This is a genomic window from Microbacterium sp. NPDC057658 (genome assembly GCF_042799975.1).
In the GTDB taxonomy this organism is placed as follows: Bacteria; Actinomycetota; Actinomycetes; order Actinomycetales; family Microbacteriaceae; genus Microbacterium.
Genome location: NZ_JBHVHT010000001.1, coordinates 2,528,396 through 2,541,962 on the forward strand (window position 1 = coordinate 2,528,396; position 13,567 = coordinate 2,541,962).

Annotated in this window: 17 protein-coding genes; 4 read left to right on the forward strand and 13 right to left on the reverse strand. The window is 69.6% G+C overall.

Annotation, left to right across the window (positions count from 1 at the left end):
• Positions 1–148: 148 nt before the first annotated feature.
• Positions 149–1,351 (forward strand): DUF3500 domain-containing protein, encoded by a 1,203-nt coding sequence (locus ACFU8V_RS12185; protein ID WP_378871430.1) that lies wholly within the window; start codon positions 149–151, stop codon positions 1,349–1,351.
• 103 nt (positions 1,352–1,454) lie between these two features.
• Entirely contained in the window at positions 1,455–1,628 is a 174-nt protein-coding gene (locus ACFU8V_RS12190) for a hypothetical protein (RefSeq protein WP_164498152.1), read from the forward strand.
• Positions 1,629–1,691: 63 nt separating this feature from the next.
• On the opposite strand, the gene ACFU8V_RS12195 is transcribed toward ACFU8V_RS12190, so the two are convergent.
• From ACFU8V_RS12195 to rplU, 11 genes are all read right to left on the reverse strand, one after another.
• The gene (locus ACFU8V_RS12195) at positions 1,692–1,949 is read right to left on the reverse strand and encodes a hypothetical protein (protein WP_164498151.1); all 258 of its coding nucleotides are present in this window, start codon (positions 1,947–1,949) and stop codon (positions 1,692–1,694) included.
• A 138-nt stretch (positions 1,950–2,087) separates the two neighbouring features.
• Positions 2,088–2,777 carry an SDR family oxidoreductase gene (locus ACFU8V_RS12200; protein WP_025104964.1) on the reverse strand — a complete coding sequence of 230 codons (690 nt, stop codon included), beginning with the start codon at positions 2,775–2,777 and terminating at the stop codon, positions 2,088–2,090.
• Position 2,778: 1 nt separating this feature from the next.
• Entirely contained in the window at positions 2,779–3,159 is a 381-nt protein-coding gene (gene rsfS / locus ACFU8V_RS12205; RefSeq protein ID WP_025104965.1) for a ribosome silencing factor, read from the reverse strand.
• Positions 3,159–4,220 (reverse strand): hypothetical protein, encoded by a 1,062-nt coding sequence (locus ACFU8V_RS12210; protein WP_025104966.1) that lies wholly within the window; start codon positions 4,218–4,220, stop codon positions 3,159–3,161. The genes rsfS and ACFU8V_RS12210 overlap by 1 nt, the downstream gene beginning before the upstream one ends.
• On the reverse strand, positions 4,217–4,819 hold the full coding sequence (nadD, locus tag ACFU8V_RS12215) for a nicotinate-nucleotide adenylyltransferase (RefSeq protein WP_029989831.1): 603 nt from the start codon (positions 4,817–4,819) through the stop codon (positions 4,217–4,219). The genes ACFU8V_RS12210 and nadD overlap by 4 nt, the downstream gene beginning before the upstream one ends.
• A 6-nt stretch (positions 4,820–4,825) precedes the next feature.
• Entirely contained in the window at positions 4,826–5,047 is a 222-nt protein-coding gene (locus ACFU8V_RS12220; protein WP_025104968.1) for a hypothetical protein, read from the reverse strand.
• A 67-nt stretch (positions 5,048–5,114) separates the two neighbouring features.
• A complete protein-coding gene (locus ACFU8V_RS12225; protein WP_025104969.1) occupies positions 5,115–6,368 on the reverse strand; it encodes a glutamate-5-semialdehyde dehydrogenase in 1,254 nt (417 codons plus the stop codon).
• A 9-nt stretch (positions 6,369–6,377) separates the two neighbouring features.
• Complete coding sequence (proB, locus tag ACFU8V_RS12230) at positions 6,378–7,163, reverse strand: glutamate 5-kinase (protein ID WP_025104970.1); 786 nt, start codon at positions 7,161–7,163, stop codon at positions 6,378–6,380.
• Positions 7,160–8,659 (reverse strand): GTPase ObgE, encoded by a 1,500-nt coding sequence (gene obgE / locus ACFU8V_RS12235; RefSeq protein WP_025104971.1) that lies wholly within the window; start codon positions 8,657–8,659, stop codon positions 7,160–7,162. Before obgE ends, proB begins: the two co-directional genes overlap by 4 nt.
• A gap of 98 nt (positions 8,660–8,757) precedes the next feature.
• A complete protein-coding gene (gene rpmA / locus ACFU8V_RS12240) occupies positions 8,758–9,015 on the reverse strand; it encodes a 50S ribosomal protein L27 (protein ID WP_025104972.1) in 258 nt (85 codons plus the stop codon).
• A gap of 18 nt (positions 9,016–9,033) precedes the next feature.
• Complete coding sequence (gene rplU, locus ACFU8V_RS12245; RefSeq protein ID WP_025104973.1) at positions 9,034–9,342, reverse strand: 50S ribosomal protein L21; 309 nt, start codon at positions 9,340–9,342, stop codon at positions 9,034–9,036.
• 213 nt (positions 9,343–9,555) lie between these two features.
• On the opposite strand from rplU, the gene ACFU8V_RS12250 reads away from it, so the two are divergent.
• A complete protein-coding gene (locus ACFU8V_RS12250; RefSeq protein WP_062766684.1) occupies positions 9,556–9,825 on the forward strand; it encodes a DUF4031 domain-containing protein in 270 nt (89 codons plus the stop codon).
• Here ACFU8V_RS12250 and ACFU8V_RS12255 read toward each other — a convergent pair.
• On the reverse strand, positions 9,787–12,189 hold the full coding sequence (locus ACFU8V_RS12255; protein ID WP_378871443.1) for an Rne/Rng family ribonuclease: 2,403 nt from the start codon (positions 12,187–12,189) through the stop codon (positions 9,787–9,789). The two genes, ACFU8V_RS12250 and ACFU8V_RS12255, sit on opposite strands and share 39 nt — an antisense overlap.
• A 282-nt stretch (positions 12,190–12,471) precedes the next feature.
• On the opposite strand from ACFU8V_RS12255, the gene ACFU8V_RS12260 reads away from it, so the two are divergent.
• Complete coding sequence (locus ACFU8V_RS12260; RefSeq protein ID WP_378871446.1) at positions 12,472–13,083, forward strand: vitamin K epoxide reductase family protein; 612 nt, start codon at positions 12,472–12,474, stop codon at positions 13,081–13,083.
• 67 nt (positions 13,084–13,150) lie between these two features.
• On the opposite strand, the gene ndk is transcribed toward ACFU8V_RS12260, so the two are convergent.
• On the reverse strand, positions 13,151–13,567 hold the full coding sequence (ndk, locus tag ACFU8V_RS12265) for a nucleoside-diphosphate kinase (RefSeq protein ID WP_071329548.1): 417 nt from the start codon (positions 13,565–13,567) through the stop codon (positions 13,151–13,153).

Here is a 13,567-nt window from a genome sequence, read left to right on the forward strand (position 1 = left end):
AGGTCGCCTGATCCCCCGGGCGGGCCTGAGGCGGCGTCCCGGACGTCGCCCGGAAAAACATGGTGTGGCGTGGCCGCGGCTCCATCGTCATAGGAAGGACATCGACAGATCATAGGGCCGCCACCGGTCCCCTTCCTACCGTGGAGGCATGAACACGACATCCTCTCCCGCACAGAAGCGCCTCGCCTGGCTCTCGGGCCTCGTCCTCGCGGGCGGCCTCGTCTTGAGCGGCTGCGCCGCAGCCACGACCGCCGAACCGACGACCTCTGCCTCGTCGTCCGCCTCGGCTTCCGCCGCCGCCTCGACGGATGCCGGAACGACCGCGGGGACGATCGCCGACACGTCCGCCGCCGCCGAGGCTTTCCTCGCAACGCTGACCGACGAGCAGAAGGAGACCGTGCTCTACGACTTCGACGACGAGACGAAGACGACGTCGTGGTCGAACTTCCCGGTGACCTTCGTGCAGAGGGCAGGACTGAACCTCACCGATCTGACCCAAGAGCAGCGGACGGCGGCGCTCGCCGTGCTGGAGGCTCTACTGAGCGACGAGGCCTACGCCACCGTCACCGGGATCATGGGGGGCGACGAGTACCTCGCCGAGAACAGCAGCAGCACCGAGGATTCCCTCGGGCAGTACTACATCGCCTTCTTCGGCGATCCGACGGCGACCGACAGCGCCTTCGAGGTGCAGTTCGGCGGGCACCACCTCGGGATCAACGCCACGCTGGACGGCAGCACCGACGCGATCACGTTCGCGCCCACGCACCTCGGCGTCCAGCCCGCCGTCTACACGAACGAGGACGGCGAGGAGGTGCAGCCGTTCGACGGGATCTACACGGACGCCTTCGCGTTCTTCGAAAGCCTCACCGCCGACCAGCAGGCCACGCTGACCTCCGGCGATGTGAGCATGTGCGCACCGGGCGACACGTGCGATTTCGTCAGCGGAGCCGGGCTGTCCGGGGCCGACCTCTCCGACGAGCAGCGGGACCTGCTGCTCCAGCTCATCGCGAACTGGGCCGGGATGAGCGACGAGGAGACCACGGCGTCCACGCTGGCCGACATCGAGGAGACGCTGGATGACACCGTCATCGCCTGGTCCGGGGCGACGACGTACGACATGAGCACCGGGAACGGCATCGACTTCTCGATCTCCGGCCCGAAGGTGTACGTCGCGTTCCAGGCGCAGCAGGGCTCTGCGGGCGCCGACGTCGACGGCGTGACCACGTCGGGCTGGGGGCACGTGCACACCATCTACCGCGATCCGACCAACGACTATGCGAACAGCGTCACCCAGCAGGCCGCGTCCGGCATGGGCGGCCCGGGAGGCGGCGGCACGCCCCCTGCTTCCTGAGGTCGGAGCCGGCTCCGTAGCCGCCCCCGCCACGGCCCGTCAACGGTCTCCCCAGGGTGCGCATGCCGGCGTAGACAGAGGGCATCCGACGAAAGGAGACGACATGTCCAACACGACTCCCCCGATCCCGCCTCTCCCGCCGATCGCCGACGGGGACGCCGACGACGTCCCGACGCGCGAGGTGGACGGCGAAGAAGTGCTCGACGAGGATGCGGACGACGCCCAGATCGACAGTGCGGAGGCCGACCGCGCCGCCGTCGCCGGCGACGACGACTGATCCGGACACAGGAAAGGGCACCGCCTCCTCACGGAGGGGTGCCCTTTCTCACGCGGAGCCGGCTCAGGTGGCCAGCAGCGGCGGTCGATGCGGGATCGCGATGGGACGCGTCGCCCGGCTCGCCCCCTGCATCCGCTCGACCTCCTCCAGCACCTCGAACGCCGTGCCGTATCGGATCGCGAGCGGAAGATCGCGCAGCCACGTCACCTCGACTTCGGTGTCGGCGAGCTCGTACACGCAGGCGACGACATGGCGCGGGTCGTTCGGGGGATAGCGCAGATCGTTGATCACCCACTCCGACGGCGTGATGCGGTGAAGCACGAAACGGGGATCAGGAACTTCTGACATCAGTCGGCCCTCCAGGACTCTCTGATGACGAGCCTCCGATACCCCGCCAGGGAAGGGAAGGGCCTTGACACCCTCACGAGGAGGTGCAGGAGAATGGTGTGATCGGCTCGTTCAGCCTTGGGGACGCACCGTGAGATCCGTGAGGTGGGCGTCCCGCGGCAGGTCGAGCGCGGTGAGGATCGTCGTCGCCACCGCCTCCGGCGTGATGAACCGCGTCGCGTCGTACTCCTGGCCTTCCTGCCGGTGCACCCGCTCCTGCATGGGCGTCGCCGTCCGCCCCGGATACACCGAGGTCACGCGGATACCGTGCTCGGCCTCCTCCTGCCGCAGCGCGTCAGCGAGAGCCCGCAGGCCGTGCTTCGAGGCCGCGTAGGCCGACCACCCCGGGCTCGCCCGGAGCCCGGCGCCGGAATTCACGAACACGACGTGCCCCCGCGAGACCCGGAGCACGGGCAGCAGGAGACGGGTGAGCTCCGCCGGGGCGACGAGATTGACGGCGAGCTGCTGGTCCCAGAGCGCCGGGGTGAGCTCCCCCACCGTCCCGAGATCGACGACGCCGGCCGCGTGCACCAGGGAGTCGATGCGATCCGGCAGACTCTGCTTCGAGAGCGCCCACGAGAGGCGTCCCGGCTGGGCGAGGTCGCCGACCAGGGTCGAGACCCCCGGCAGCTCCTCGGCGATCTGTCGCGCGCGTCCCGCGTCGCGCGCGAGCACCACGACGTCGTCGCCGCGCTCCACGAGCCGTCGGGCGAGGACCGCGCCGATGCCCGACCCCGCACCGGTCAGTAGGTGCGTGGCCATGTCAGGCGTTGTCAGCCGACGCTTCGGCGACTTCGAGCGGGATGACCGGGCAATCCTTCCACAGACGCTCCAGGCCGTAGTAGACCCGCTCCTCCTGGTGGAAGACGTGGACGATGAGGTCGCCGAAGTCCAGCAGCACCCAGCGCGCCTCGGCACGCCCCTCCCGGCGCACGCGCTTGTGTCCGGACTCGACGAGACGGTCCTCGATCTCGTCGGCGATCGCGGCGACGTTCCGCTCGCTGTTGCCGGTCACGAGGAGGAAGATGTCGACGAGCGGAAGCGGCTCGGAGACGTTCAGTGCGACGAGGTCCTCACCGCCCTTGGCCACGGCGGCGTCGGCGGCGATGCGCAGCATCTCTTCGGCGGTTTCGGGTGATTGCATCAGAAGACGTTTCCTGTGAAGGCGATGACCAGGGCCGTGCCCAGGCCCAGCGCGAGGGCGCCCGCGACGATGGCGGCGATCAGCATCAGCCGGTTGCCCTTCTCGGGTGCCGGCGGACGGATCACCTCGCCGGCGGGCTTGATGGTGCTGACCGCGGAGCTCGCCGCGATCGGAGTCGGGGACGACGCGGGCGGGAGTTCCCCGTCGATGAGGACGGCGTCGACCTCTTTGCCGTCCGTGGTGCCGTGAGCGTGCCCCTGCGAACCGAGCCCCTTGGGCAGTTCGTAGGACCCCGTGACGAGGATCTCGCCCGTGGAGGCCACCGGCCCGGACAGCGAACCCTCGCCGGCCGACGGCGTGAAGATCAGGGCGTTCGGTGCCGAGTGCTGGGTGCCCCCGGAGTCGTTCGAGGTGAGCAGCTCGTCGAACGAGGGACGGAACGGCGCGGGCTCGGCGGGTGCATCCTCCTGGAGCACCCCCTCCCCGAACGTCGGGCTCACGGTCGGGCGCTCGCCCGCCTCGATGTCGTCGTCGACCTCCTCCTCGAGGAGATCCTCGTCCGAGGCCTCGTCCTCCGCGGAGACGCCGAGTACCTCCGACAGATCCTCCGGAGCCGACTCCGTCTGCGCACCCTCGTCCTCGACGAGGGGCACCGTGCCGACGGTATCGGCGACGTCGGCGGCGCTGACGGGCTCCGCGGCGACCTCGTCATCGACGACGTCGTCCTCCTCCGTCGGTGCCGCCGGCTGCTGATCCGCCGCGACGTCGTGCCCGGCCTGATCCTCCGCGCCGTGGACCGGGACCGAGGCGGTCTTGATCTTCTCCTGCTCCCGCGCCTGGCGGCGGGTCAGCGGAGCGGCGCCGGGCTCGACGGGGCCTTCGGCGACCGGCGCCGGGGGGACGACGACGGGCTCGGCGGCGCGGGGCAGCGGCTGGGCGGGAGGAGCGGACTCCGCGGCGGCCTTGGCCTCTTCCTCGCTGATGATCGGGGTGGATCCCGTCAACCGGATCTCCCGCAGCTGCTTCCGCGTCAGCGGACCTCGCTGATCCGATGTGCTCATGCCTTGCTCCGATACAGATGATGCTTCGCGATGTACTGGACGACCCCGTCGGGGACGAGGTACCAGACCGGTTGATCGTCACGGACACGCTCACGACAGTCCGTCGACGAGATCGACAGCGCCGGCACCTCGAGCTGGCTGACGTCGTCGCTCGGGAGGCCGTCGATGCTCAGAACGTGTCCTGGGCGGGAGACCGCGACGAAGTGGGCCAACTCCCACAGTTCATCATGGTCTCTCCAACTGAGAATTTGCGCCACGGCATCGGCGCCACTGATGAAGAACAGCTCGGCGTCCGGACGCTGGGCCTTGAGATCGCGGAGGGTGTCGATCGTGTACGTCGGTCCCGCGCGGTCGATGTCGACTCTGCTCACTGTGAACTGCGGATTGGACGCCGTGGCGATCACGGTCATCAGGTAGCGGTGCTCGCTGGGCGTCACGTCCGCCTTCTGCCACGGGCGACCCGTCGGGACGAACACCACCTCGTCGAGATCGAACGAGTGCGCGACCTCGCTGGCGGCGACCAGGTGGCCGTGATGGATCGGATCGAAGGTGCCGCCCATCACGCCGATGCGCGGTGCGCGCGTGGTCGCGGTGCTCATGAGGGCCTAGTGGCCGTGTCCCGCCTCGTGGTCCTTGCCGTGCTTGGCCGCCCAGGCCTCGGCCTTCGCCGAGTGACGGTTCGCGACGTTCTTGTACGACAGCGTCACGATCCCGAGCGCGGCGAACACGATCGCGGCGATGACTCCGAAGATCAGGGTGTCGAGGGCCACGTTGCCGTGGTGCTCGGTCTCTGCGGCGGCCATCGCGATCTGTGCGACGAGGTTCATCCTGACTCCGTTCGTGGCGTGCTGTCTCGGGGGTCCTGTGGGGATACAGCGTCCCCCAGTCTAGCCCTCACCCGCGCGTCTGACCGGCCCCACGCGCGAGCCATTTCGTACTGGTCAGTTCGGCGAGCCCCATCGGACCGCGCGTGTGCAGCTTCTGCGTCGAGATCCCGACCTCGGCGCCGAAGCCGAACTCGGCCCCGTCGGTGAACCGGGTCGAGGCGTTGGCCATCACGACCGCGGAGTCGACTTCGGCCAGGAAGCGTTCCGCGTTGCGCGCGTCGGTGGTGATGATCGACTCCGTGTGACCCGTGCTGTAGCGGCGGATGTGGTCGAGAGCGTCGTCGAGGCTGTCGACCACCTTCATGGCGACGTCGAGGCTGAGGTACTCGGTGGCCCAGTCCTCCTCCGTGGCCGGGATCACGTTGGCGACGAGGCCCGCCACGACATCGTCGCCGTGGATCGCCACGCCCTCGCTCATGAGCGCGCTCGCGACGAGGGGGATCAGCCGCGGGGCGGCCTGCCGGTGCACGAGGACCGTCTCGACCGCGTTGCACACGCTCGGCCGCTGCACCTTGGCGTTCACGACGATGTCGCAGGCCCAGTCGTCCGGGGCGCTCTCGTCGAGCAGGATGTGCACGTTCCCCGCACCCGTCTCGATGACCGGCACGGTCGACTCCGTCACGACGGTCTCGATGAGACCGGCGCTGCCGCGCGGCACGAGCACGTCGATGAAGCCGCGGCCGTGCATGAGCGCCTTCGCCCCGTCGCGCCCGAAGTCGTCGACGGTCTGGATCGCCTCCGGCGTCACGCCCGCCGTCCCGACGGCGGCGCGCATCACGTCGACGAGCACCGTGTTCGAATCGCGCGCGGCGCTGCCTCCGCGCAGGACCACGGCATTGCCGGATCGCAGCGCGAGAGCCGCGATGTCGACGGTCACGTTGGGACGCGCCTCGTAGATCGCGCCGACCACCCCGAACGGGACGCGCACCTGCTCGAGGGCCACGCCGTTGGGCATCCGATGGCCACCCACCACCCGGCCGACGGGATCGGGCAGCGCGGCCACCTGCCGGACGGCGGCTGCGAGAGCCGACACCCGCTTCTCGTCGAGGCGGAGCCGATCGATGAGGGACTCGCCGATGCCGTCGTCACGCCCGCGCGCGACGTCGCGCTCGTTGGCCTCGATGATCCGGGCGGCGTTCGCCTCGAGGGCGACGGCGACGGCTTCCAGCGCCCGCGCCTTGTCGTCGCTGGTGAGGGCGGCGGTCTCCCGCGAGGCCTCCTTGGCCCGCTCCAGGCGCGTCTGAGGGGTGAGGTCGGTCATCCGCCCAGTCTAGGAGGTGGCCGGCTCGAACCAGGTTCCGATGTCGGCACCCGCGAGCGCCTGGGCGACGAGGTCCGCGCTGGTCACGAGGACGCCGATGCCGGAAGCCGCGGCCAGCCGGGCGGCGGAGACCTTCGTGGCCGCTCCCCCGGTGCCGACGCTGTTGACGACGGTGGCGCCGAACTCCAGCCCGGAGAGATCGGCGTCGGGGGCCACGATGTCGATGGGCTCCGCGCCGGGATCGCTCGGCGGGCGCGTGTACAGCGACTCGATGTCGCTGAGGAGGATGAGCGCGTCGGCCTCGATGAGCTGGGCGACGAGAGCGCCGAGCCGGTCGTTGTCGCCGAAGCGGATCTCCTGCGTCGCGACGGTGTCGTTCTCGTTCACGATCGGCAGGATGCGCAGCCCCAGCAGACGCTCCATGGCGCGACGCGCGTTCGACCGCGACGTCGGGTTCTCGAGGTCTCCGGTGGTGAGCAGCACCTGACCGGCGACGATGTCGAAGGGCCGCAGGGCCTCCTGATACCGGTAGACGAGGATGTTCTGGCCGACCGCGGCCGCGGCCTGCTGCGTGGCGAGGTCGGTGGGCCGCGCGTCCAGGCGGAGGAAGGGGATGCCGGACGCGATCGCTCCCGACGACACGAGCACGACCTCTGCTCCGCGGGCGTGCGCCGCGGCCAGCGCCTCGACGAGCACCGGGATGCGCCAGGACGACTCGCCGCTGATGGACGACGAGCCCACCTTCACGACGATCCGCGTCGCCGTCGCGAGGTCGGCGCGCGTGCGTGCGGTCACGCCTCGTCCTCGCGGTAGGTGGCCAGGCGCTCGGCCTCCAGCTCGGCGCGCGCCTGCGCCTTGGCGTCCATGCGCTCGTAGTACTGCTCGCGCCGCTCGGACGTGGTGCGGCGGGCGTTCGGCGCCAGACGCGGGTCGGTGCCGCGGGGCGCGGTCATGAGCTCGGCGGCGGAGCTCATCGTCGGCTCCCAGTCGAAGACGATGCTGTCGCCTTCGCCGATGACGACGGTCGAACCCTGCACGGCGCCGAGGCGGAAGAGCTCGTCCTCGACGCCCAGCTTCTCCAGGCGGTCGGCGAGGTAGCCCACGGCCTCCTCGTTCTGGAAGTCGGTCTGCTGCACCCAGCGCACCGGCTTCTCGCCGAGGATGCGGTAGATGTTGCCGTAAGTGCCGCCCTCGACGCGGATCGTGAACGGCTTCACGGAGCCCTTCGGCCGGATGACGACGCGCTCGCGCGGCGCCTCGACCGCGGTCTCCTTGCGGTGCTGCTCGACCAGCTCGCCGAGGGCGAGCGTGAGGGGGCGCAGGCCCTCGTGCGAGACCGTGGAGATCTCGAACACCCGGAAACCACGGGCTTCCAGGTCAGGACGCACGAGGTCGGCGAGGTCACGGGCCTCCGGCACGTCGACCTTGTTCAGCGCCACGAACTGCGGGCGCTCCAGCAGCGGCGTCTGCCCCTCCGGCACCTCGTACGCGGCCAGCTCGGCGAGGATGACGTCGAGGTCGGAGATGGGGTCGCGGTTCGGCTCCAGCGTCGCGCAGTCGAGCACGTGCAGCAGGGCGGAGCAGCGCTCCACGTGCCGCAGGAACTCGAGTCCGAGCCCGCGGCCCTCGCTGGCGCCCTCGATGAGGCCGGGCACATCGGCGACGGTGTAGCGGAAGTCCTCCACCTGGACCACACCGAGGTTCGGGTGCAGCGTCGTGAAGGGGTAGTCGGCGATCTTGGGCCGTGCGGCCGAGATCGCGCCGATGAGGCTCGACTTGCCCGCGGAGGGATAGCCCACGAGGGCCACGTCGGCGACGGTCTTGAGCTCGAGCACGACATCGCCCTCGAAGCCCGGGGTGCCGAGCAGAGCGAACCCGGGAGCCTTGCGCTTGGGGGTCGCCAGGGCCGCGTTGCCCAGTCCGCCCTGACCGCCCGCGGCCACGACGAAGCGCTCGCCCGGCTCGATCATGTCGATCAGGACGTCGCCGTTCGGGTTCTTGACCACGGTGCCGACCGGGACGGGAAGCTCCAGGGTCTCGCCGTCGAAGCCGGAGCGGTGGTCGCCCATTCCCGGTCCGCCGTTGCCCGACGAGCGGTGCGGCGAGTGGTGGTACGACAGCAGCGTGCCGGTCTGCGTGTCGGCGACGAGCACGATGTCGCCGCCGTCGCCGCCGTTGCCGCCGTCCGGACCGCCCAGGGGCTTGAACTTCTCCCGGTGCACGGAGACGCAGCCGTTGCCGCCCTTGCCTGCACGCAGGTGCAGAGTGACGGTGTCGACGAACGTGACCATGTGCGAGTCCTTCGGTTGCTCAGGGTGCCTGACGGCAGATACACGGACGGGGCGAGCCGAAGCCCGCCCCGAACCGGATGTTTAGCGTGGTGCTGTGATCACTCAGCAGCAGCGACGATGTTGACGACCTTGCGGCCGCCCTTCGCGCCGAACTCGACCGCACCGGCGGCCAGAGCGAACAGCGTGTCGTCGCCACCACGGCCGACGTTGGCGCCGGGGTGGAAGTGGGTGCCGCGCTGGCGGACGATGATCTCGCCGGCGAGGACCTGCTGACCGCCGAAGCGCTTCACGCCGAGGCGCTGTGCGTTGGAGTCACGACCGTTACGGGTGGAGCTTGCGCCCTTTTTGTGTGCCATGTCCTGGTCTCCTCGGTCTTACTTGATGCCGGTGATCTTGACGCGCGTGAGCTCCTGGCGGTGGCCCTGACGCTTCTTGTAGCCGGTCTTGTTCTTGTACTTCTGGATGACGATCTTCGGGCCGCGGAGGTTGCCGACGACCTCAGCCGTGACGGTGACCTTCGCCAGCGCGTCGGCGTCGGTGGTCACCGTGGAGCCGTCGACGAGCAGCACGGCGGGCAGCTGGATCTTGTCGCCCTGGGCAGCCTGAACACGGTCGAGCTGAACGATGGTGCCGACCTCGACCTTCTCCTGCCGGCCACCGGCGCGCACTACTGCGTAAACCACTTCATACCTGTTTCGTTGGGGAGCACGCGGCTCCGAGAATCTCACGGGAAGACTGTTGCTTGCATGCGTCGCTGGTACGACGGGCGCGAATGCAAGACTCTCCGCTTCGGCCGTCGAGGACGAGGCGGCATGCGCACCAAGGGACTACTTTACCGGATGCCGGACGACCTCGCAAAGTGAGCCGCGTGACGGGGCCGGTCGTAGGCTGACGGAGTGACCGTACTCGTCGACGACCCCCGCTGGCCCGCCCACGGACGCCTGTGGGCGCACCTGGTCAGCGACGACAACCTCGACGAGCTGCACGCGTTCGCGCGCAGCCACGGGATCCCGGCGCGGGCCTTCGACCTCGATCACTACGACGTCCCTGAGGACGCGGTCCCCCGGCTCATCGCCGGCGGTGCACAGCACGTCTCCGGCAGGGAGCTGGTGACCCGCCTGATCGCGTCAGGCCTCCGGGTCCGCGGACGCGACCGGCGCCGCTGACGCCTCCGAGCTCACGGACACCGGCGTGCCGGACAGCGCGGCAGTGGTGACCCGACGCCGTCCACGACCCTGACCCGGCGCCTTGGGCTCCGGGAGCGCGTCCAGGACCGAGTCGAGAAGCTCCTCGGTCGGCGTCTTCGGCCCCTTGCGGTCGCCGCGCTTCTTCCGGGCCTTCTTCGGGCGCTCGGACGCGGGAGCCGGTGCGGGCTCGGCGGCGGGAGCCTCGGCGACCGCGTCACCGGCAGGCGCGATCGTGGATGCGGCGATCTGCGCGAGGGCCGACTTGGCCCCCTCGGTGATGCTGTGGGTCACCGGCGGGGCGGCGGGGGCGGAGTGGTTTCCGCCGCCGTTCCCGTTGCCGTTGCCGCCGTTGCCGCGCTGGCGGCGTCCGCCGTTGCCGTTGCCGCCGTTGTTGTTGTTGTTGCCGTTGCCGTTCGCGCGGTGCTTCACGACCGGGTCGTGGTGGACGATCACGCCGCGACCCGCACACACCTCGCACGCCTCGCTGAAGGTCTCCAGCAGGCCGAGGCCGAGCTTCTTGCGCGTCATCTGCACGAGACCGAGCGAGGTGACCTCGGCGACCTGGTGCTTCGTCCGGTCGCGGCTCAGGCACTCGATGAGTCGACGCAGCACGAGGTCGCGGTTGGACTCCAGCACCATGTCGATGAAGTCGACGACGATGATGCCGCCGATGTCCCGCAGACGCAGCTGGCGGACGATCTCCTCCGCGGCCTCGAGGTTGTTCTTGGTGACGGTCTCCTCGAGGTTTCCGCCAGAGCCGACGAACTTGCCGGTGTTGACGTCGACGACCGTCATGGCCTCGGTGCGGTCGATCACGAGCGAGCCGCCGGAGGGCAGCCACACCTTGCGGTCCAGCGCCTTCTCGATCTGCTCGGTGATGCGGAACGCGTCGAAGGGGTCGACGTCGTCCTCATAGGCCTCGACGCGCTCGAGCAGGTCGGGCGCGACGCTCTCCAGGTACGCCCGGATCGTGCGCTGCGACTCCTCGCCCTGGATGAGCATCTTCGTGAAATCCTCGTTGAAGACATCACGGACGATCTTCACGAGCAGGTCGGGCTCGGCGTGCAGGAGCGCGGGGGCCTGCTGGCTCTCGACCTGCTTCTGGATGTGCTCCCACTGCGAGGTGAGGCGCTGCACGTCGCGGGTCAGCTGCTCCTCGGTGGCGCCCTCGGCCGCCGTGCGGACGATCACGCCGGACGACTCCGGCAGCACCTCCTTGAGGATGCGCTTGAGTCGCGCGCGCTCGTTGTCGGGCAGCTTGCGGCTGATGCCGTTCATCGAGCCGCCGGGCACGTACACCAGGTAGCGGCCGGGCAGCGAGATCTGGCTCGTGAGGCGGGCGCCCTTGTGACCCACGGGGTCCTTGGTGACCTGGACGAGCACGCGATCGCCCGGCTTGAGCGCCAGTTCGATGCGACGGGGCTGGTTGCCGGTCTCGACGCCGTCCCAGTCGACCTCGCCCGAGTAGAGCACGGCGTTGCGGCCGCGACCGATGTCGACGAACGCGGCCTCCATGCTGGGAAGCACGTTCTGCACGCGACCGAGGTAGACGTTGCCGATCAGCGAGGCGTCCTGGTTGCGGGCGACGTAGTGCTCCACGAGCACGCCGTCCTCCAGCACGCCGATCTGCGTGCGGCCGTTCTTGGAGCGCACGACCATCTTGCGGTCGACGGACTCCCGGCGTGCGAGGAACTCGGCCTCGGTCACGACCGGACGACGACGACCGGCGTCGCGGCCGTCACGACGGCGCTGCTTCTTGGCCTCGAGGCGCGTCGAGCCCTTGATCGCCTTCGGCTCGGTGATGTACTCGACGACGCGCTGACGCTGCCGCGGCTCGTCGCGCTGCTGGTCGTCGCCTTCGGAGCCGCCACGGCGACGACGCCCCCGGCGGCCTCCCCCGGACTCGTCCTGGTCGCGCTCCGGCGCACGGTCGTCGCGACCGGGGCGAGCAGGAAGCGGGACGATCTCCGGTGCGTAGAAGTGCAGCTGGGTCGACACCTGCGACACGAAGACCTCGGGCAGCAGTCCGAGCGACACGGCGGTGACCGGCGCGGGCTTCTCCGGCTGCGCAGGGACCTCGGGCTCGGCAGGAGTTTCGGACTCCGCGGGAGTTTCGGACTCCGCAGGAGCCTCGGACTCCGCAGGGGCCTCGGGCTCGGCAGGAGCCTCAGACTCCGCGGGAGTTTCGGACTCCGCAGGGACGTCCTCGGACAGAGCCTGCGCTGCGGGAGCCTCGCTCTCCGCCTCGAGCTCTGCGGCGTCGGTGGGCGCCGTCAGCGGCTCCGCGGCATCAGCCGGGGCGTCGAGGGCGGGGGCGTTGTTGTCATTGTTCTCATCGGCCATCTCTGGCGTGCTCCCTGGCACGGTCCACTGCGTGTCCCGTGAAATCTCATGCGGCACCCGCGGGTGCCGCGAACTCAATCGGCCTGCGACCGGCTCATGGCTCTGGTCGCGTGGGGCATGGGCCCCGAAGTCTGCTCGACGCGTGTCGCGGCAACGCCGTTCATCGCATCACAGGTCATTATCGCACCAAGTCGGTCCGATCGCGGCATCCCGTCGCTCACCACCCGTTTTCTCCGGGCGGTTCTCGCCCTTTCCATAGCCGTCGCTGGGATAATCCTGAGCATGAGCGAGCAGCGCACCCGCCCCGTCGTCTATGCCGTGTGGTTGATCATCGCGAGCGTCATCGGCTGGTACGCCGCCTTCCAGCTCACCGTCGAGAAGTTCGCACTGCTGGAGAAGCCGCAGGAAGCGCTCGGGTGCGATCTCAGCCCGTTCATCCAGTGCAGCGTCAACCTGCAGTCGTGGCAGGGATCGGTGTTCGGCTTCCCGAACCCGATCATCGGTCTCACCGGCTGGATGGCGCCGCTCGTCGTCGGCGTCGCGATCCTCGCCGGGGCGCGGTTCCCGCGGTGGTTCTGGGCGGCGTTCGGGGCGGGCATCACCTTCGCCTTCGGCCTCGTGTGCTGGTTGATCGCGCAGAGCCTGTACAGCCTCTTCGTGCTCTGCCCCTGGTGCATGGTCACCTGGGCCGTGACGATCCCCACCTTCTTCGCCACGACGGTCCATCTGGCCCGCAACGGCACCTTCACAAGCAACGCGAAGGTCCGAGCGCGCGCCGAGAAGCTCATGCCGTGGGTGCCGCTGGCGACCGTCATCGCGTACGCGCTCATCATCTTCCTCGCGCAGCTGCAGGGACTCGACTTCCTCGGCGAGATGGCGAAGATCCTCTTCTGATCTCTCCGTGAGAACGACGAAGCCCGTCCGCCATTCCGGCGGACGGGCTTCGTCGTGAGGATCGGGATCAGTCGAACCAGATGCCCAGCTCGCGGGCGGCCGACTCGGGGCTGTCCGAGCCGTGCACGAGGTTCTGCTGCACCTTGAGGCCCCAGTCGCGACCGAAGTCACCACGGATGGTGCCGGGCGCGGCGGTCGTGGGGTCGGTCGTGCCGGCGAGAGAGCGGAAGCCCTCGATGACACGGTTGCCGGCGAGACGGATCGCCACCGAGGGGCCGGACATCATGAACTCGAGCAGGGGCTCGTAGAACGGCTTGCCCTCGTGCTCGGCGTAGTGTGCGGCGAGCAGGTCGCGGTCGGGCTCGACGAGGCGGATGTCGACGAGCGCGTAGCCCTTCGCCTCGATGCGAGCGAGGATCGTGCCGGTGAGGCCGCGGGCGACACCGTCCGGCTTGACGAGGACGAGGGTTTCTTCGGTGGCCAT

Excerpts from the sequence above, each read along its gene's own strand:
- ACFU8V_RS12185 (WP_378871430.1), top strand. The coding sequence starts at position 149 with ATGAACACGACATCCTCTCCCGCACAGAAGCGCCTCGCCTGGCTCTCG.
- ACFU8V_RS12190 (WP_164498152.1), top strand. The coding sequence starts at position 1,455 with ATGTCCAACACGACTCCCCCGATCCCGCCTCTCCCGCCGATCGCCGAC.
- ACFU8V_RS12200 (WP_025104964.1), bottom strand. The coding sequence starts at position 2,777 with ATGGCCACGCACCTACTGACCGGTGCGGGGTCGGGCATCGGCGCGGTC.
- rsfS (WP_025104965.1), bottom strand. The coding sequence starts at position 3,159 with ATGCAATCACCCGAAACCGCCGAAGAGATGCTGCGCATCGCCGCCGAC.
- ACFU8V_RS12210 (WP_025104966.1), bottom strand. The coding sequence starts at position 4,220 with ATGAGCACATCGGATCAGCGAGGTCCGCTGACGCGGAAGCAGCTGCGG.
- nadD (WP_029989831.1), bottom strand. The coding sequence starts at position 4,819 with ATGAGCACCGCGACCACGCGCGCACCGCGCATCGGCGTGATGGGCGGC.
- ACFU8V_RS12220 (WP_025104968.1), bottom strand. The coding sequence starts at position 5,047 with ATGAACCTCGTCGCACAGATCGCGATGGCCGCCGCAGAGACCGAGCAC.
- ACFU8V_RS12225 (WP_025104969.1), bottom strand. The coding sequence starts at position 6,368 with ATGACCGACCTCACCCCTCAGACGCGCCTGGAGCGGGCCAAGGAGGCC.
- obgE (WP_025104971.1), bottom strand. The coding sequence starts at position 8,659 with ATGGTCACGTTCGTCGACACCGTCACTCTGCACCTGCGTGCAGGCAAG.
- rpmA (WP_025104972.1), bottom strand. The coding sequence starts at position 9,015 with ATGGCACACAAAAAGGGCGCAAGCTCCACCCGTAACGGTCGTGACTCC.
- ACFU8V_RS12255 (WP_378871443.1), bottom strand. The coding sequence starts at position 12,189 with ATGGCCGATGAGAACAATGACAACAACGCCCCCGCCCTCGACGCCCCG.
- ACFU8V_RS12260 (WP_378871446.1), top strand. The coding sequence starts at position 12,472 with ATGAGCGAGCAGCGCACCCGCCCCGTCGTCTATGCCGTGTGGTTGATC.
- ndk (WP_071329548.1), bottom strand. The coding sequence starts at position 13,567 with ATGGCCACCGAAGAAACCCTCGTCCTCGTCAAGCCGGACGGTGTCGCC.